We start from the raw sequence: 18,173 nt of genomic DNA, 5'->3' as shown, positions 1-18,173 counted from the left end.
GTTCGGTAAACTCTTGTTCTTTTTCTCTCCTCAAAAATCGCAATTTCCTATAAAGTGAAAAAAGCACCTCCGTAGAGATGCCTGTTTCCTGATTTGCATTGTGTATATTACACAATTTTCCCCTGTGATATTTGTCTGGTATATGCCTCCCAACCAACTTGCTATTCTGTGACTTTAGAGTGATTAATAACACTACCCCAAACCGCCCCATCGGGCATTGGAACTGAAGCAGAATAATTTAAGGAGGCATTACCGTATGAAATCAAAAAATATTAAAGTTGTCTACACTAACCGCTATTCCCAGGGAGCCGTACCCAAAATCCAAATGGAAGGCAAATGGCTTGAACAGCTTGGCTTCACAATCGGCACACCGCTGATTCTTGAGTATGAAAAAAATTCCATCCGCATCAGACCGCTGACTGATGCCGAACTGAAAATGCAGGAACAACAGGCACTAAAAGCGGAACTGAAACACCGCAAAGCGGAGTTGAAGAAATTGGAAGACACCCTGTCGATGGTTGCAGAATCCTTGTCAGAATATTCTTCCTCTTCCCACAGATAATCCATCACCAGATTTTCCTGCAGTTACCCATTGTTTTGACTTTGGCAGGGGAAATCCCCTGCCTTTACTCTCCCATCTATGTCTCCTGCAGGGTATAAATAACCTTCATAGTCTTATCCGCTGTCTTCACGACAGGCGTTCCAAGGTTGTTAATAGTTGCCAGATAATCCGTGCGTATCGCAAACGTCCCATTGTTAGAACCACAAGACAGGTAATACGTCAGAGGGTGTCCAATCACCGGAACGTGCTGCCTGCCGCTCCCATCATACAATCCATATGTTTCTGGCATACGCATGGTAAATGTTTCTGTATTCACCACATAGCAACAGTAGCTTCCTGAATAGGTGGAAGGATACTCGTAATACAAGATTCCGTCCCTTGCCATCGTTGGGTGAGACTGCCTTACCGCCAGATCAATCTTCTGGATGTTTGCAGAATTTCCAATCTCCTGACGGTAGATATAGTAATTAACGCTGTATCCATAGTTCTGGAAATACAAGTATCCACGGTAACAGTAGATGTCGCTCCTTTCGTAACAAATCCTCATGTTGCTTCCACACCTGTTCTGCATTGAATACTGCCTTACTTCAAAACCATTTGCCAAGTCAATCTCCGTTACCATAAAAGAAGCGTTGTTCGCAATATAATAGGACGATGCTGAAATGATATACAGCTTATCTGTTTCTTCGTCATAATTGTAGGAAAAGAACTGCTGGTTAATTGCCTGGGTAAAAGTTACCTCTATCTCTTCCTGCAGTGTCCTTGCCGCCCCTGGTCTGTCAAACAATGAAATTGTATTGATATTTGCCCGGTACTTCCATATCTTAATGGAAGTAGTGCTCGTAACCGTAAAGTAATATACACTGTCTGTGGCCGCGTCAATCTTGATAATCCACTTATAGCCCGTGCCATAAGTACTGTAGGAAATTGTCCTGTCATAGGCGCCTATGGCACTGCTGCTCCCGGTCAGCCGCAGAAGACCGTTCCCAATATTTTTGTAGAATGGATAAAGCCCCCTTGTCGGTTCTTCAACCAGCCCCCGATTGCTGTATCCGCCCAGCGCATGGGTCAGCGCAACACAGGCAATGGTGCCGTTCCCCTCTGCCGTGTCAAAATCATACACATACTTGATCCTCCGGTTTTCAATGTCAACCTCAGATTCTGTGGCATTATAATTTCCCCGAAGTGTCTGGGAGGATGTATTCTGCTGGCCGTAAACCGCACATCCCGTCTGTTCCACATCCCCTGGCAGGGACAGGCTGTCAGCAGCCTCGGCCAATGTCTTGTTAAGGAGCAGCAGCCCGCCTGTCAGTGTCGTATAATAATTCACATATTCAGCTGTCACCATCGGGTCAGCTGCCTTCACATATCCCATAGGATTGAAGATGTACTGCAGGGCATTCGTTACCATGTTTTTCTCTTCCGTCACATCCACCTTCCCCGTATGGACATCTTTCAGTTCAATCCTTGTTCTTCCTTCCAACATAAATCCTGACCTCCTATTCCGTATCTGAAATCACTGCCGTATCTGACAGTCCGAACAGACTCATGGTACTGTCCAGCCGTATCAATCCAAGAGAATCCATAAATCCGTAAGCTGTCTCATCCATCGTCTTGATATTCACGATGCCATCCATTTTCCTTACAGACATGGCTGCCTGTTCCATTGCATAAATACCCACATTTTCCTCAACAACAATCTTTCCATCCCACTCCGCATAGCCGCTTGCAATGCCGGAACCAGCCACAGCTGCCTTACAGTTTGCCGGGGCAATCCTCAGCAGACCTCCTTCTGCCTTCATATAGACTTCCAACGTCTTTGCACTGTTTGCCCCAAGCCCGCCCATTGGGTAAAGCAGGGCAAAGATGTTATTCCCGTCAATCACCTTCTGCTTTGGTGAATATTCCTCAATCCAAGTGTCATCAATTTTATAAATGAATGTTACTATCGGATTTTTCTTTTCTGTGACAGGAAACGATACTACATCCTCCACTGTCTCGTAGACCACTTCCGGTATCCCACCCAAAGCTTCACTGTCTGCTACATTCAGCACTTCCTCCGCATCCGTGTGTTTTGCCAACGCAACCGCCCGGCTGATAATGCTCTCCACTGTGGGAACTTCGTGACTTACAATATATTCCTCCCGCATAGTTTCTTCCTCCGACGTCACTTCACAGTTAATGCTTCCAATGAACAGTGCGCTTGTGGACTCTATTGATGCAAAGGTCACATTTATGATTCTTACCAGTTCTTCCCCGACTTCAATCTCCGCAGGGTTCTCATATGAACAGATGACAAACTTGCTTGTCTCCACCTGGTTTAAAAGTCCGATAATATTTTTATCTGTTTTGCTCTTCGCAGAAGAAAGGAGCGGGTTTTTGCCCACTCCCTTTAAGGTCTGTCTTCCATTAATCTTATAGGTGATGCTCGTGATACAGCTGATGGAATCCGGATCCGCATGGCCTCCGATAAACCGGATCACATCCATAGGGTCAAGCGCCGGATTCCCTATCGTATCCGAATCAAACGGCACATAATTAATTGCCGCAACACTGTTTAGGATATTTGTGATGATATTCTCTCTTGTATTTTGGAGCCCGTACTGTAAAAGCGGGTTGATTCCTAAATTCATCGTGAGCCCGTCATCCGGATCCAGACAGTAATATTCCAATTTGGCTTCCACCTCGTTGGTCGAATACACTGCCGTGTACCTGGTAACAAAATCAGAATAAGAGCTTGAAAACCTGTGCTCAGTCCCCACGACTACCACAGGGACATCCCCGTAAGCTATCAGTTCCAATCTGCCTTCCCTGTTAATCTGGCAAACCTTTCCTAGCGTCTGTGCCAGATAGAAAAGCAGGTCACGGTATGTCTCAATATTCCCGTCCGGGTAAATGCCAAGCAGTTCCACACCATTCGGCATGGCTTCCACCTCTTCCTGCGTGTGCGCCAGCTGCACATTGCATTTCTCACAGGCATAGGACAGGAATTCAAAAGGCGTCCCGCTGGACGCATCCACGGATGCCGTCTTGTCAAAGCGGAGCATATAATCATAACCCGTCAGTTCAATCGTCTTGATATGCCTGTTCGCCTCACTGATTTCAAATACCCCCATCGGAATGGTTTCCCATTTCCCATCCGGAAGTTTCAGCGAATAGAAGAACTTCATAATGGCATCCTCCAGCGTATGCCTGTCCGCATCCAGAAACAGGGTGACCTTCATCTCCGATGCATACACGGAGCCAAGTTCTATCTCATTACTGCCACAGCAGGATCTGGTGATATAACCGCTCCCTTTCACAATGTCCTCCGGCTCAATCTCATAAATGATTCCCGACTTTGTCACCAGCCTCCCCGTCCATTTATATTCCCTTGTGTTCTCCTGCACCGACTGCAGGAAAGCATTACTTACCGGATACACATGATCACCTTCTTCCTAAAATTCTTTCAGCGTAAAACTCACACTCCACAATCCTTTATAGCTGGTATCTTTCTGGAGTTTTGCCTTGAACCCCTCTATATACATCTCTGTCTGCCTCACATCCAATGTTTCCGTATCAAAATAGCCAACCCATATTTTATCCTTGTTTTTATATTCCGTCAGTTTCCTGAGCCATGACGGGGAAACAGAAAAACTTGCAGCAATCGTTACCACGCCAGTCCGTACCACATCCCTCTGGGTAGTTCCTGCCTCTGTCTCCCCGCCCGAATCCGCCTCCACATCCGACAGCTCCACTTCGTATGAATCAGGAAGGGGCAGGTTTTCTCCATTTATTTCCAAATACTGTATAAATGCCATTTATCTTCCCCCCGACCTCAGATTCTGTCTGCTCTGTGCATTCACCACAATCTCATCAAGCATCGTCCCTCCGATATAAACCGGGATAACTGTATCCCCGCCATTGGTGCTAATACCTGCAAACGCTTCACGGATTGCCCCGACAATGTCTGCCGTGTTCTGTACCGATGAACGTGATGTGGTTTCCATTGCCGATGTGGCTGCGCTCACATTCGGATTGATTACCATATCCCTTGATACTCCTTCCACTGCCTTTGCCACCACATCTTTACTCTTATTGATTCCCTTTGCCAGTCCATCCATAAAATCCGGCATCCATGTTTCATAGTCTGTAAGCGGTCCTTCATCCGGCACTGAGAAGTGAAGGAATGATTTAATCTTGTCTGCCACGCTCTTTACAGCATCACCGACTGCACCAATGCAGCTCTTGATACCGTTCACGATTCCCATGACCAGATCCTTACCCCATGTAACTGCCTGTGAAGCAAGTCCCATGATGTGGTTCTTTATATTGGAAAATCCATTTTTTACGGCATTCAGCACATCTGTCATTGCCCCTTTGATGGCATTCACGATTCCGTTAAACACGTTGGAAACTGCATTCTTAATTGCACCAAGCACCGTGGAAACCGTGCTTTTTATAGTGTTCCAGATTGTGCTGATGGTACTCTTAATGGTATTCATTATAGTAGTGATGGAATTCTTCACTGCCGTGAAATCCCCGGTAATAAGTCCCTTGATTCCGCTTACAACAGCGGATATAATGCTCTTGATTGCATTCCAGACCGTTGTAAACACCGTTTTTATGGCATTCATTACAGTTGTGACAACCGTCTTGATTGTATCCCACACATTGGTAACCACGGTTTTTATTACATTCAGGACAGTCTCTATAATCGTTTTATAGATATTGAACTGCGTGGTGATAATAGTTTTTATCACATTGAACACGGTGGTGAAAACACCCTTGATTGCATTCCAGACCGTAGTAATTACAGTCTTTATTACATTCAGCACCGTTTCTATAATGGTCTTATAGAAATTGAAGTAAGTGGTCACCAGCGTTTTGATTGCTCCTAGCACTGTTGTAAAAACAGCTTTGATCCCCTCCCATACAGCTGCAAAAAAGGACTTGATGGCATTCCATACGGTAACCGCAGTCTGTTTAACATTTTCCCAAAGGTCAATCCAGAACTGCCGGAATCCGTCACAGTTATTCCACAAATAAATAAAAGCAGCTACTAAGGCTGCTATTGCTGCAATGATAAGGAATATGGGGTTTGCAAGCATTGTGGTATTGAGGGCTGCAAAAGCTCCCTTTACTACATTGATTACCCCCGCAATCTTTGGAACAACCGTCATAATCGTACCGACTGCTGATATCACTTTCCCCACGATAATCAACACCGGCCCCAATGCCCCGGCTACGAGTGCAACCGTGACAATGACCTTCTTCGTACCATCATCAAGGGAATTCAGCCAGTCCACTACACTCTGCACCGCACCCACGATACTTTTTAATGCAGGCATCAGCAACTGGCCAAAAGAAATCGCCAATCCTTCAAGAGCCGACTTTAAAAGTGTCAGCTGACCCTGTAAGTTATCAAGCTGGGTATCTGCCATCTGCTGTGCAGCCCCTCCACTGTTTGTAATGGACTGCTGAAGGCTGTCCCATGTACTTCCCGTATTGGCTAATAATGCATTTACGGAAGAGAGATCGGTCTTATTAAAAATGGTTGATATGATGTTGGATTTTTCTTCCGAGGTCATACCATCCATGCTTTTATTCAAATCTCCAAGGATATCATTCATGGAACGCATATTTCCTTCGGAGTCATAAACAGAAACGCCAAGAGCCTCCATCTGTGCAGCCGCCTTATCGGTCGGATTCTGTAATGACAGGATGATGTTCCTAAGATGTGTACCACCTTCTGCACCTTTAATACCATTATTGGCAAGGATACCAAGGGCTGTATTCAGTTCTGCCGTTCCGCCTTTGACGGACTTGGCAGTCGCACCAATGGTAAGTATGCCTTCCCCTAACTGTGCTACAGATGTGTTTGTGGTAGAAGCCGTCTTTGCCATCTGGTCTACCATCGTATCAGCCTCGGATGTTTCCATACCAAGGGCAGACATGGCATCCGTCACCATGTCGGATGCAGATGCAAGGTCAATGCCTCCTGCCGCAGCCAGATTAAGTACCGTAGGAAGTGTATCTGCCATTTCCTGTGTGCTGTAGCCTGCAAGTGCAAGATAGTTTAAAGCCTCGGCACATTCCGTAGCGGAAAACGCTGTGGATGCACCCATTTCCTTTGCAAGGTTTGACAGGGCATCCATCGTATTGACACTCTGTCCGTCAAGGGTGGACATGGAATCCTTTGTGATTCCCATTGTAGCCTGCACCTGACTCATGGAACTTTCAAAGTTCGCAGCCGCAGTAACCGATGCCGTTCCAAGCGCAGTAACCCCGGCTGTCACAGGAAGGAGTTTCTTTCCGGCATTGGAGATATTATCACCAGTGGTCTTTAAGGACTCTCCTGTTGCAGCAATCTTCTGTACTGCCGTAGCTGACTGATTTGCCTGTGTTTCCAGGTTCCTTAAGTTCTGTTCCGTTTCCACGATTTCCCTTTGAAGGGCATCGTACTGCTCCTGTGAAATATCCCCATTTGCAAGTGCAGTATTTGCCTGTTCGGCTGCCGTCTTTAATGTTTCCAACTTCTGTTTTGTTTCATCAACAGCCTGTGCCAGGAGTTTTTCCTTCTGTGCAAGAAGCTCTGTATTACCCGGATCCATTTTCAATAATTTCTCGACATCCTTAAGCTGTGCCTGGGTACTTTTGATTTCCCCATTCAGGCCTTTAAGGGCAGTCTGTAATTTGGTAGTATCTCCGCCAATTTCAACAGTAATACCATGTATTCTGCTTGCCACCGTTCATCCTCCTTCCTCCAAAAACAGGCATAATAAAAGCACCGACATTTCTGCCGATGCATAAATAAAGCACCAACCATTTCTGATTGATGCCTAATAGTTAAAAAATAATATCTGTGCTATTTATAAGCAAAATTATATTTTTCGGCTTCATATAGTAGTCTATATGTTCTGGCTTAGTAATTTCCACACCGCTTAATAATCTTGAAATATATTTCTCTTTTCTTCTATCTAATTCAGTTAGAATTCCCTCATCTAATGGCGGAATATCAAGTCGATTAGCCTCAGAAAATGCCCTCATTATTTCAATCCAAACATTGCTTGCTAACAATATTGCAAATGAATCTTCGATCCAATACTCAATTTTTGTTTTCCGAAGATGTCGGCCAATCTCTTTCACAGCGAAATAGGGTATGATATCCTCTATGCCAATCCATATATCTGCAAAGCAGTAATCAAAAGTCCCATCTTCCATATCATGGAGAAACTCTATCGCATCTGCTTTTATTATTGTAATTTTGTCTTTATTTTCAAACTGCGGCAAGAGACATTTCTCAAACAAGTCAATTACGCTTTGCTCTGATTCAACAATTGTAATCGACTCCACATCTTCTTTGAGTGATGCCATATAAGCAAAGTATCCCATTCCGCATCCCAATGTGAGAACCTTGCCTTTTGCATTTTTTATGGGCTTCTCCATAGTAAACACTTCATTTGGTGAAACCGACATCCATGTCCCCTTAATGCTTTTTTGAAAGATGACCGGATACTTAAATTCCTCTGGAAAACATCCTACTCTTGGAATGTCCACACAGAGTTCTTCTATTCTCTTTGGGATATTATAAATACTCAATTCATACGGCATCAAATCATAGTATCTCAACTCATAGTCACCATCTGACTGATTTGTAAAATCAATATTTTTTATATATGGGTTTTTATTAAATTCCTTAACATCAAACACCCTGCTTTCTGCAGCGATCCAATTCATAAAAAATTCCATCGCTTCTGGCTGCTGTTCTAAATAGGGTCCAATCAACGACTCGACCATAAGCAGCATCATTACCTGAGCAACAGAATATTCTGGCATTTCCTTTTGTATTATAACAGCCTCTTGCCTCAATGCTCCAACATCAGGCGGAATAATCGAATTAGCTGCTATGCTATTAGTGATAATCATATTTACCATTGATGATGCCTGCTTAATCTGCATTATCTGCATCAACTTTTCCGCAATCCTTCTTGTATTTGAAACTTTCAAAGATATCAGCTCCTCAAATAATATGTTTTTCTACATATTACCACAAGAGCAATATTTCTTCTATCAGAATCTGTCGAAATCCGCCTGTGTTGCCAGTTCCTTATATCCCTTATAATCATCATTCCCGTTCTCTGCGTACATATCGTTCACAAGACCAATCGTAAGAAGGTCGAGGTCACGAATGCTTATGCCAAGCTGTACGCATCGGAGAAGGAATAAGGGCGTTGTCATCTGGCGGTCAGTCGGGCGAAGTTTTTTTTAGACTCCACATCAGTCTGCACATTTAGGCCCCACAATTCGATAATGGAAGGAAGCACCTGGTAAATGGAAAAGGTGTTAAATGCATCAAGCCACTCTTCCGGAGTGTCCGGGATATTAGGGTCTGCATGTTTTGCCATCACATATGCAATATTCTCGAACATCTCAAGGGAGAATAAATCAAGGTTCGAATTATTCTCATCCCCTTCTCCCACTGCCTTCTCCAACGAACGGAGATCTTTATAAATGTCCCTGTTGAACTTAATACGATAGATTCTCGGAATGGCCGCAGATGCCTTGAAAGGCACCTGCTTACCATCTATCTCTACATTTCTTACGATACTCATAACTACTCCTCGCTTTCTATGGGTGTTTTTGAAGTAAGATACACACTCTTATACCAGTCCTGATATACGGTATCTGTGGTATCATCTCCCGTCTTTGCTTTTACATATCCATTGGAAAGTGGTGTTGCTGTAATGGAAAGAGTCTCTGTCTGTACTTCAATCTCATCCTCATTGGTCTGTGATTCAATGGAAGGACGGCTTGCCGCACAGTTATAAAGGACATGACGGATCTTCCTAATATCTCCGTCAAACTCGAATAAAAGCGCAAAATTGGCAGTCTCCACATTTGCATTCTCCACAAGAACTTTATTGTCGTCCAGTTCTTCTTTCAGAACGTCCACACGGAATGACTCAGGCACCATTGCAATCTCAAGGTCACCTTCGTAACCCATGTTGTTGGAAATGGTGTAATAGGCATATCCGTCTGCATAGAAGTTACTCGGTTCACCATTTGCATCAAGTCCGATGGATACGGCACCCGGAATGGGGACAGGAATGCCGTATGTCACATTGCCCTCTTCATCGATATGAAGCAATGCGTAATGTACATTTTTGAGGTTGTACTTAACCTTGTTCTTCTTATTAGCCATTTCTGGTTACCTCCTTAAACTGGCAGCTCAAATTCAAAGGCAGATTCGTAGAGTTTTTCTTCCTCTATCCATACCTCATTTTGAGCATAAAAAATGCCGTGTTCATCCAGCACGGCTGTCACTTTTTGCTCTATGGACGGCTCCTTATAATCCGTATACAGTTCGATTCTCACACCACTGATCCTGTAATATGCCTTCCCATCGGCCGCGAAATTATCACTGTCCGGCAGAAGGTAACAGATGAATGGCGGGTCTGGACTTTCCCCTTCAGCAAAATGGTCATATGCAAAAGGAATGCCCATCTCTTCTATGATTTTAACTAACTCTTCCATCAATGGCCTCCAAGTGCTCTCTTAATATCTGCCTCAAGTTCCTTTACTGCACTTTCTTCTGCAGGTGCGATGTGTGGGATTGCCTTCGTCCTGCCACCGCCTCTTTTCGCATGACCCTTTTCAAGCAGGTGTGCCAACTGATACTTCTTTGGTGAATATACTGTAAGTTCCAAAGATTCAGAAGTTTCTTTCGTGGTCTTAACTGACCAGCTTTTCGAATAGGCACCTGTTTTCTTTGGAGCGTTCGCCTGGATATCTTTTTTCACTGATTTTCCTGCTTTCCTTACGGCAGTCTTCATATCAGAAGTCGCAAGATCCTTATACTCGGTAAGCCCCTTCATAATTTCTGACGCAAGATTATCAATTATGACATTCGCCATGCTATCTCCTCACTTTCCGGCATCTGAATTTCAGGCATTTATTTTTATAATTCATATGGTCAATGAATGTGATATTATAGAGTTCCCCATTGAACACCACTCGGAATTTTGTGGAATCCGCATCCTTTAATGCCTTACAGTATCTGACCGTAAACGCAAGGTCTGAATCGTAAAGCGTATTGGCAGCCACATTCTTTTCCGAACCACTCTCTCCGCTTACGGTGGCATGACAGGAATAATAGTCAGTCCACTGATTCTTGTGATTACCGATGCCATCAGTCACAGCTTCGTTTTTCTGAAAGATAATCCTTACATTGAGTAGTGCTGTTTCCATCAGAATCCCACCTTTCTGATGCCTGAAAGGAGGGAGCGGAGTGACAAGATAAGTGCATGATGGTCGCAGTCCTCCCTGTGTTCATACTGATATGCCACGGCATACATGACAGCCACCTTTGCGTTCTCCTTTTTTTCAAAAACTGATTTAGTTCTTATCCTCGCTATATCCATACAAAGACACTCGGAAGAAAGAATCAGATTTTCAAGAAGTGCATCATCATCGTCAAAATCAATGCGGAGATAGTTTTTCATTTCTTCGAGCGAAATTATCATGTCGCACCTCCATTAGGAAAGGTGGAGTAATTTTCCGTTCCTCCACCCCATTTATCTCACTTAGGCCTTTGTTGAAGCTGTCTGGGTTTCCGCCTTAAGTCCGAGAACCTTGACTGCCTCCGGCAGGATTAACTTGCCGTCCACACGCTCCTTGGCAACAAAACCAATCATACCGTTTCCGGCAAATAATTCATTCAGCTGCTTAAAAGAACGTGTACCCCTGTCACCGATGTTGTAGTACTTATAATCACCGAAGGAAATCGCATCTGTAGGTGCATATGCAGAGGTGTTGACCTTATATCCAAGGATCCTGTCCGGCTCTCCCATCTGGTAGGAAGGCTGCCAGACATAGGCACCGTTATTGTCCTTCAGTTTACGAATCTGTGCCAAAGAAGCATCATTCATAATAAAGGATGCGTTCTTACGGTAAGGTCTCTTAAGACCATACACAAGGTCAAGCAAATCATCGGACTTCAGTGCAGCAGTCAGAGTGCCAATAGACTGACCTCCTGCCGTCTTGTCAAAGATACCAACAGGCTTGCCCTTGCCGTCACCATTAAGAAATGCATCCTCCTCTGCATTAGCGAGTGCCTTGCCAAACTCCGTGATAATGTAATTCTCAAGATTGAAAGCCGAATCATAAAGCAGTTCCTCTGTTACCTTGATAGCCACATGAAGTTTGAAAGCATCCAGATATATCTGGTCAAAGGTTGCATCACCGAAAGATAATGCCCCTCCTTCCTCGATCCACGCTGCTGCGGGTTTGGTTGCCGCAATGTTAATCTTATGCTCCCCGGATGTAGTAATCTTGGTAGCAAGGCTGCGCATGATATTCTCTCCTGTAAGAACATCAATAAGTCTTTTGTCATACTCTACTGGAACAAGATAACCGCCATCGGCATCCACACCTTCCTGCAGTACATTTGCCACCTGTCTGAAATTGGTACGCATTGCAGCAAGCATTGCCTGTCTGTACTCATCGGACGCACGTCCTGTCTTAACTTCTCCCTGTGGTTCGTCCTTATAAGGTCTGCCCGTGATTGGAGAATTTACAGGTTTTGAAAATTCCTGTTCCCTTCTCTCGGCTCTCTGCTGTCTATCGATGGAATTGGTAAGTTCCTCGATTTCAGCTTCCATTCTGCTGTATGTGGCAGCATCCTCGGCAGATAAATTGCCGTTCTTGTCTTCATGGGTATTCACAAAACTCTTTGCAGCCTCCCATGCCCTGGCTCTCTTCGCAATCAATTCTTTTACTGTCATAGTGCAGTCCCTCCTTAAATATACTTTTTGATAAGGTCTAAACGGTTTCTGATTTCATTTGCAGATACACCGTCAGTTTTTGGTGGTGCAAATATTTCTGCCTGCTTGGTTACATTGGTGGCGGACTTTTTGTAATGTACCTCCAGCTTATTAAAAAGTGCATTACTTACTGCCTTGCGTGAAAAAAGCACTGAATTGGATGATTTCTTTTTTTCATCCTCTTCGGTGCTTTCATCTTCATTGGGGCTGCCTTTCTTAGGCTTGTTATCAACTTCATCATCTTCCATTTCTGGAAAAGCATTTCTTGTGATGATGTCATCCGCAAAGCCGAGTTCCACAGCCTTGGTTGCATCCATCCATGTTTCAGCATCCATAAGCCGAGACAGCTTCGCCCTCGACATTCCCGTTTTCAGTGTGTATGCATTTATGATGGAATCCTTAACCCCCTCAAGCATCTCGATAGCCTTTTCCATCTCGGTATGGTCACCGAAAGCCATCGTTGCAGGGTTGTGAATCATCATCATGGAAACAGGAGACATCAGTACTGTATTTCCTGCCATTGCAATGACCGATGCTGCTGATGCCGCAATGCCGTCAATCTTGACTGTTACATTCCCTTTGTAATTTGCGAGCATATTGTATATCTGTGCTGCTGCCACACAGTCACCACCAGGTGAATTAATCCATACCGTAATGTCACCACTCCCGGCATTTAATTCATCCTTAAACATCTTTGGCGTTAGGTCGTCATCGAACCAACTTTCCTCTGCAATCGTGCCATGCAGTTCAAGTATTCTTTCTATGACTTCCTCGTTTGTTTCCCGGTTGAGCGTTTTCCTGCTCTTCCAGTTCCAGAACTTCCTGTTCTTCATTGGAATCCTCCCCTCCTTTTTCCGTTGATGCTGCAAAGATGCCTGCATCCTCCAGTTTTGTCATGTTGCCATTGATAAGGTATAAATCCCCTCCACGATCTGCCGGAATTCTGTCGAGATTTTCAAGCTCCCTTATGTCATTTGCAGACATCCATCCGTTCTGCCTTGCCGTTGCATAGCCATTCATACGGCTCTGATAATCTCCACGAAGGAGTCCGTCAACATTAAACTTGAGAAAATATTGCTTTTTTTCTTCCTCCGTGAAAAGCCTTCGTTCCATTGCCTGTTCCATTCTTGTTAGCCACGGCCGTAATGTATATTGCACATACTCCAGAGACTGCTGCTCAATATTGGAAAAGGAACTCTTCTCCAGATCAGCAACCATGTGCGGAGGCACACGGAATATCCTGCATATCTCCGTAACCTGAAACTTTCTTGTTTCCAAAAACTGTGCTTCGGATGGATTGATGGAAATCGGAGTATACTTCATTCCTTCTTCAAGGACTGCCACTTTATTGGAATTTGCAGAACCTCCAAAAGTCTGTGTCCAGCTTTCCCTTACCTTACTCGGATCTTTCAATGTTCCTGGATGCTCCAGTACACCACTCGGAGCTGCTCCGTTTGCGTAGAATTTGGAACCATACTCTTCAGCTGCAATTCCAAGACCGATTGCATTCTTTGCCATTGCAATTGGTGAATACCCTACAAGACCGTCAAACGACAAGCCTGGTACATGCAGTACATCTTCCGGTTGCAGCCTTACACTTGCCCCTTTATTGGTCGGAGCATCATCGGTTGATATCATATATTCGTAATAGAGCTGCCCTTTCTCATCCCGATCCACCGACATCCTGTCCGGCATAAGCGGATAAAGACCGATAACCTCTCCCTTTCCATTTCTGATAATCTGACTATAGGAATTGCCCCACAGTAACAGATGCGTAAGTGACACTTCGAAGAAAGAGTAAGCTGTCATTTCCGGGTTCGGTTCATCATGTAATAAGTGATACAGCGGATGGTTGACAGCCTTTTCTTTTCCACCTTTTTCATTGTATCTGTACAGATGAAGCGGCAGGCTCGCCACCGATTCCGATATAACCCTAACACAGGCATATACAGCAGATGTCTGCATTGCCGATCTTTCATTTACCCTTTTCCCGGCAGCACTCTGCCCAAGAAAAAAACTGTAGGCACTGCCTGCAGTTCTATTTGTTGGTGCATCCCTTGATTTAAAAATTCCACTGAATATTCCCATAGTTTCCACCAGTCCTTCCTAAAAATAGGCATAATAAAAGCACCAACCATTTCTGATTGATGCCTTCGGTTAAGTACACTAAATTTCTATGCTATTACTGAATAACCAGGGGTACGAACTAAAAATTTGTAATTATATTTTTTCCAAACCCAAGATAGCATTCCCGAAACATGATGTCGATTCGCATTTGGAATTAAGGATGCTATCGTTGTCATTACAGTTGATATCAGTACTCTCGTGTCAATTCCATTTGGATGTTGATTTATAACTGTTACCAATTCATTTTCTACAATTCTTTTTTCTTTCCTTGTTAGTTTCATATACCTTATCCTTTCTTAACTTGATATGTGGCTCTTCTTCCATCTGCTGTCATTCCAACATATTCAATTGAATCAGATGTTTTCAAATAATTAAAAAACCTTTTTCCGAAAACTCCCGTCTTTCTTGGATCTAGTTCCCCCCACTCCTCGCCATATATATCTGGCAAAGTAAAGGGCTTATCTCGTTCAGAAAACTTTTCCAAGGCTCGTCTTTCCGCTTCCTCCGGCGTGAACATTGATGGACTCTTTTCTCCAAATATTTTATATCTGATGTAGTCCTGTCCGCTCAGATTCTCTCCTTTAGCTAATTCAGATAATTTTTTGAATTCTTCTTCTGTAAGTGACAATTTAATTATTGGCATTCTAATTCTCCTTTCCGCACCTTGTGCCAACCTGCAATTTTATTATACTCACTTTGGTACAAGGTGTCAATCGTTTTATCACACTTTGGTACAAAGTGTTTTTTAGAATACCAAAAGTCCTCTTGTATCATACACACTTTCAGATGTATCATTTCCACAACGAATTGCCCTGTCTAGTGCCATAATAGCTGCAATAGCACCATCAATCTTTTCTGTTGATTTCGATTTATCCGCTTTGATATTTCCTGCCGGGTCTTGCCTAATAAAAATATTATCCATGTTCCATCGAAGAACCGGATGACCACCATGTGCTATCTTCTGTTCCAATGTCAGTTTCATGAGTTCTTTGGTAGGCGGGGACATGGATGCAAATCCCTGCCCCATAGCTACAACATTAAATCCCATACCCTCAAGATTCTGAACCATTTGAACTGCTCCCCACCTGTCGAATGCAATCTCCCGGATATTGAACCGTTCCCCAAGTTGCTCGATGAACTTCTCAATATATCCATAATGAACGACATTGCCTTCGGTTGTCTGGATATATCCCTGCTTTTCCCAAAGGTCATAATTTACATGATCCCTTCTGACCCGTAAATCAAGTGTTTCTTCCGGCAGCCAGAAGTATGGAAGAATATAATATTTGTCATCCTCATCTTCTGGCGGAAACACAAGGCAGAATGCTGTAAGATCCGTGGTGCTTGAAAGGTCAAGTCCCCCGTAACATACACGCCCTTCAAGGTCATCCTCATTTACCGGGAATGCACAGGCATCCCACTTGTCCATCGGCATCCAACGCACTGCCTGTTTTACCCATTGATTTAACCTTAGCTGTCTGAAAGAATTCTCTTCTGCCGGATTCTGCTTTGCCGACTCACACGCAGATACAACCTTCTCCATTTGAATGGTTTCCCCAAGAGATGGATTCGCCTTTGCCCACACTTTTGGGTCTGTCCAGTCTTCATCCTCGGCAGCGCCATAAATAATGGGATAGAACGTTGGATCCGTTTTCCTGCCCTCAATGATATCAAGTGCTTTTTGGTGCAGTTCATAGCAGATTGAGTTGGTGTCATTCCCGGCTGTAGTAATAAGGAAATACAGCGGCTGTTCACGGGCATCTCCGGAACCTTTGGTAAGTACATCATATAATTTACGGTTCGGCTGTGCGTGTACTTCATCAAGCACCAAGCCGCTTACATTCAGACCATGCTTTGTACCAACCTCTGCCGACAGCACCTGATAAAAGCCGTTATTATATAAGTTGTCAATTCTCTTCGTGGCTCCTTTTATCTTGCTCCTCTTCTCAAGGGCAGGAGTCATTTCACACATGACCCTTCCAACATCGAAAACAATGGATGCCTGCTGTCTGTCCGCAGCCGCACCATACACTTCCGGGGATGCCTCCCCATCTCCAAACAAAAGGTACAGTGCAACGGCCGCCGCCAACTCTGACTTTCCGTTTTTCTTTGGAATTTCGATATATGCTGTAGTGAACTGTCTCTTGCCGTCTGCTTTCAGGATTCCAAATATGTTACGAATAATCTCCTCCTGCCAAGGCAGAAGAATAAATGGTTTTCCCGCCCACCTGCCTTTGGTATGGCAAAGGCACTGTATAAAATCCACGACATAATCTGCCTGCTCCTCATCGTAGTATGACCCTTCTGCCATAAACTCTGTAGGTACAAACTTCTTTTTCCTTGCCATATCCTCACTTCCTTCCACGAAAAAAGGACTCCTAAGAGTCCCTTTGAACTTTGTCTGTCCCCGGATATAAAAGTATACACAAATCTTACCTACGAAAACTGTGCATTTTACAGCCTATTCCTCATCACTGCATATTTCCATTCCAATCTGTAGTTTCAGATAAATGTTGGTATATCTCTGCTGTTCACTGCCTTCTGATGCCACCATCCCTTGGAAGAAAAAGGCCATAGCCTCTTCCCTGCTGTCCCATATCTTTTCTTCCCCATAGCAGATGGTCTTGACCGTTTTCAGTTTTCTGCAGGAGTCTACATCATACACAAGTCCGAGGTGGCTGCCGTTATCCCAATCCACATGGATGGTTCCTGTGTCATCCACACAGGAAACCGTCCCTTTAAGGCCTGCATCAAAATGCCTATATAGATCGTTCAGTTCTATAAGTTCCACCCTTGTGCCGGATGGATACTCTTTCTTAATTTTTTCAACAATATCTCTCGGTGGAAAAAGCATTACTGTCCGCCTCCCTTCTGCCCATTCTTAAATGCGGATGAGCCGTCCAGCTTGAAAAGCAACAGCTTTCTGTCTGCCTTGAACTCGTCCCCAATGAATCCCAACCGGAGCAGAAAGCATCGGAATGCATATTTCTCATTCTCATTTTCCTTTGGCTTTGCCGTGATTCTCTTCTGCTTTACTGTCATTTCACAGACTGCGGAAATAAACTTGGTATAGGTAAGTGCTTCTTCCGGCTCTGTCTCCCCAAACCAGGGAAATGAAATGTTCTCCCCGTCAGTCGTGAATCTCAAGTCCTCAATCTCCAATGCCCTTTTTATTAAGTTACCTTTTGCCTCCAGAAGGCTTGTAAGGTTTCCTATATTTACCTTTTCAAGCGGAATGGTAACCGTAAGTCCCATTCCCCCGCCCTGTGCTGGCTCTGTTTCGGCTTTTTCTTCCTCCTCCGGGATGTTCTCCCATTCTTCCGGGGGAACTCCGGTAACCTTCACGCAGGCATCAACGATTCTTGAACTGACCTCAAGCTGCGCAGGATCTGCATCAATCATATCCCCATAGGTTAATGTTCCGTCCCGCTCCACCCTGTACTCTCCAATCTGATAGGCACAAGATGGAACTCCAAGGTATTTCGCCTTAATCTGCAGTTCCGTTTCAATTGCCTTTACCATTGCTTTCCGGCTTTCGCCTGTTACATTAAAATGCAGTACCATGCTATTGTACCTCCTTCAATTTTGGTAAGTACATATATCACTCTGAATGCCTGTAAAATCACAATGTCATTAACTTAAGGAAAAGAACAATACCGGATGTCTTTACACCCATTCAT

General features: G+C 44.1%; 20 protein-coding genes. 1 reads left to right on the top strand and 19 read right to left on the bottom strand.

What is annotated here, in order from left to right; genetic code table 11:
• The first annotated feature begins 256 nt into the window (after positions 1–256).
• Positions 257–562, top strand: a complete 306-nt coding sequence (locus E5329_RS24370; protein ID WP_135991885.1) for a SymE family type I addiction module toxin — start codon at positions 257–259, stop codon at positions 560–562.
• Between the two features lie 76 nt (positions 563–638).
• On the opposite strand, the gene E5329_RS24365 is transcribed toward E5329_RS24370, so the two are convergent.
• From E5329_RS24365 to E5329_RS24275, 19 genes are all read right to left on the bottom strand, one after another.
• A complete protein-coding gene (locus E5329_RS24365) occupies positions 639–2,048 on the bottom strand; it encodes a hypothetical protein (RefSeq protein ID WP_135991884.1) in 1,410 nt (469 codons plus the stop codon).
• Positions 2,049–2,061: 13 nt separating this feature from the next.
• Positions 2,062–3,984 carry a hypothetical protein gene (locus E5329_RS24360; protein WP_135991883.1) on the bottom strand — a complete coding sequence of 641 codons (1,923 nt, stop codon included), beginning with the start codon at positions 3,982–3,984 and terminating at the stop codon, positions 2,062–2,064.
• Positions 3,985–3,999: 15 nt separating this feature from the next.
• Entirely contained in the window at positions 4,000–4,362 is a 363-nt protein-coding gene (locus E5329_RS24355; protein ID WP_135991882.1) for a hypothetical protein, read from the bottom strand.
• Positions 4,363–7,290: a phage tail tape measure protein gene (locus E5329_RS24350; RefSeq protein WP_135991881.1), complete on the bottom strand. Its 2,928-nt coding sequence runs from the start codon at positions 7,288–7,290 to the stop codon at positions 4,363–4,365. It abuts the gene before it with no gap.
• Between the two features lie 100 nt (positions 7,291–7,390).
• On the bottom strand, positions 7,391–8,551 hold the full coding sequence (locus tag E5329_RS24345) for a spermine/spermidine synthase domain-containing protein (RefSeq protein ID WP_135991880.1): 1,161 nt from the start codon (positions 8,549–8,551) through the stop codon (positions 7,391–7,393).
• A gap of 63 nt (positions 8,552–8,614) precedes the next feature.
• Entirely contained in the window at positions 8,615–8,782 is a 168-nt protein-coding gene (locus E5329_RS30050) for a hypothetical protein (protein WP_168356753.1), read from the bottom strand.
• The gene (locus tag E5329_RS24340; RefSeq protein WP_135991879.1) at positions 8,779–9,156 is read right to left on the bottom strand and encodes a hypothetical protein; all 378 of its coding nucleotides are present in this window, start codon (positions 9,154–9,156) and stop codon (positions 8,779–8,781) included. The genes E5329_RS30050 and E5329_RS24340 overlap by 4 nt, the downstream gene beginning before the upstream one ends.
• Before the next feature lie 2 nt (positions 9,157–9,158).
• On the bottom strand, positions 9,159–9,746 hold the full coding sequence (locus E5329_RS24335; RefSeq protein ID WP_135991878.1) for a major tail protein: 588 nt from the start codon (positions 9,744–9,746) through the stop codon (positions 9,159–9,161).
• Positions 9,747–9,760: 14 nt separating this feature from the next.
• Positions 9,761–10,078, bottom strand: coding sequence for a hypothetical protein (locus tag E5329_RS24330; RefSeq protein ID WP_135991877.1), 318 nt, complete (start codon positions 10,076–10,078; stop codon positions 9,761–9,763).
• Complete coding sequence (locus E5329_RS24325) at positions 10,078–10,458, bottom strand: HK97 gp10 family phage protein (protein ID WP_135991876.1); 381 nt, start codon at positions 10,456–10,458, stop codon at positions 10,078–10,080. Before E5329_RS24325 ends, E5329_RS24330 begins: the two co-directional genes overlap by 1 nt.
• 1 nt (position 10,459) lies before the next feature.
• Positions 10,460–10,792 (bottom strand): phage head closure protein, encoded by a 333-nt coding sequence (locus tag E5329_RS24320; protein ID WP_135991875.1) that lies wholly within the window; start codon positions 10,790–10,792, stop codon positions 10,460–10,462.
• On the bottom strand, positions 10,792–11,067 hold the full coding sequence (locus E5329_RS24315) for a head-tail connector protein (RefSeq protein ID WP_135991874.1): 276 nt from the start codon (positions 11,065–11,067) through the stop codon (positions 10,792–10,794). Before E5329_RS24315 ends, E5329_RS24320 begins: the two co-directional genes overlap by 1 nt.
• A 60-nt stretch (positions 11,068–11,127) precedes the next feature.
• On the bottom strand, positions 11,128–12,327 hold the full coding sequence (locus tag E5329_RS24310) for a phage major capsid protein (protein WP_135991873.1): 1,200 nt from the start codon (positions 12,325–12,327) through the stop codon (positions 11,128–11,130).
• A gap of 14 nt (positions 12,328–12,341) precedes the next feature.
• Complete coding sequence (locus E5329_RS24305; protein ID WP_135991872.1) at positions 12,342–13,199, bottom strand: head maturation protease, ClpP-related; 858 nt, start codon at positions 13,197–13,199, stop codon at positions 12,342–12,344.
• On the bottom strand, positions 13,114–14,454 hold the full coding sequence (locus E5329_RS24300; RefSeq protein WP_135991871.1) for a phage portal protein: 1,341 nt from the start codon (positions 14,452–14,454) through the stop codon (positions 13,114–13,116). Before E5329_RS24300 ends, E5329_RS24305 begins: the two co-directional genes overlap by 86 nt.
• A 325-nt stretch (positions 14,455–14,779) precedes the next feature.
• Entirely contained in the window at positions 14,780–15,136 is a 357-nt protein-coding gene (locus E5329_RS24290; RefSeq protein ID WP_135991869.1) for a hypothetical protein, read from the bottom strand.
• A 102-nt stretch (positions 15,137–15,238) separates the two neighbouring features.
• Positions 15,239–16,840, bottom strand: coding sequence for a terminase large subunit (locus E5329_RS24285; protein WP_135991868.1), 1,602 nt, complete (start codon positions 16,838–16,840; stop codon positions 15,239–15,241).
• Positions 16,841–16,954: 114 nt separating this feature from the next.
• On the bottom strand, positions 16,955–17,347 hold the full coding sequence (locus E5329_RS24280; RefSeq protein ID WP_135991867.1) for a DUF4314 domain-containing protein: 393 nt from the start codon (positions 17,345–17,347) through the stop codon (positions 16,955–16,957).
• Complete coding sequence (locus E5329_RS24275; RefSeq protein WP_135991866.1) at positions 17,347–18,057, bottom strand: virulence; 711 nt, start codon at positions 18,055–18,057, stop codon at positions 17,347–17,349. The genes E5329_RS24280 and E5329_RS24275 overlap by 1 nt, the downstream gene beginning before the upstream one ends.
• Between the last annotated feature and the right edge of the window lie 116 nt (positions 18,058–18,173).

Source organism: Petralouisia muris (assembly GCF_004793545.1).
Classification (GTDB): Bacteria; Bacillota; Clostridia; order Lachnospirales; family Lachnospiraceae; genus Petralouisia; species Petralouisia muris.
This window is presented reverse-complemented; position numbering and strand designations above follow the sequence as displayed.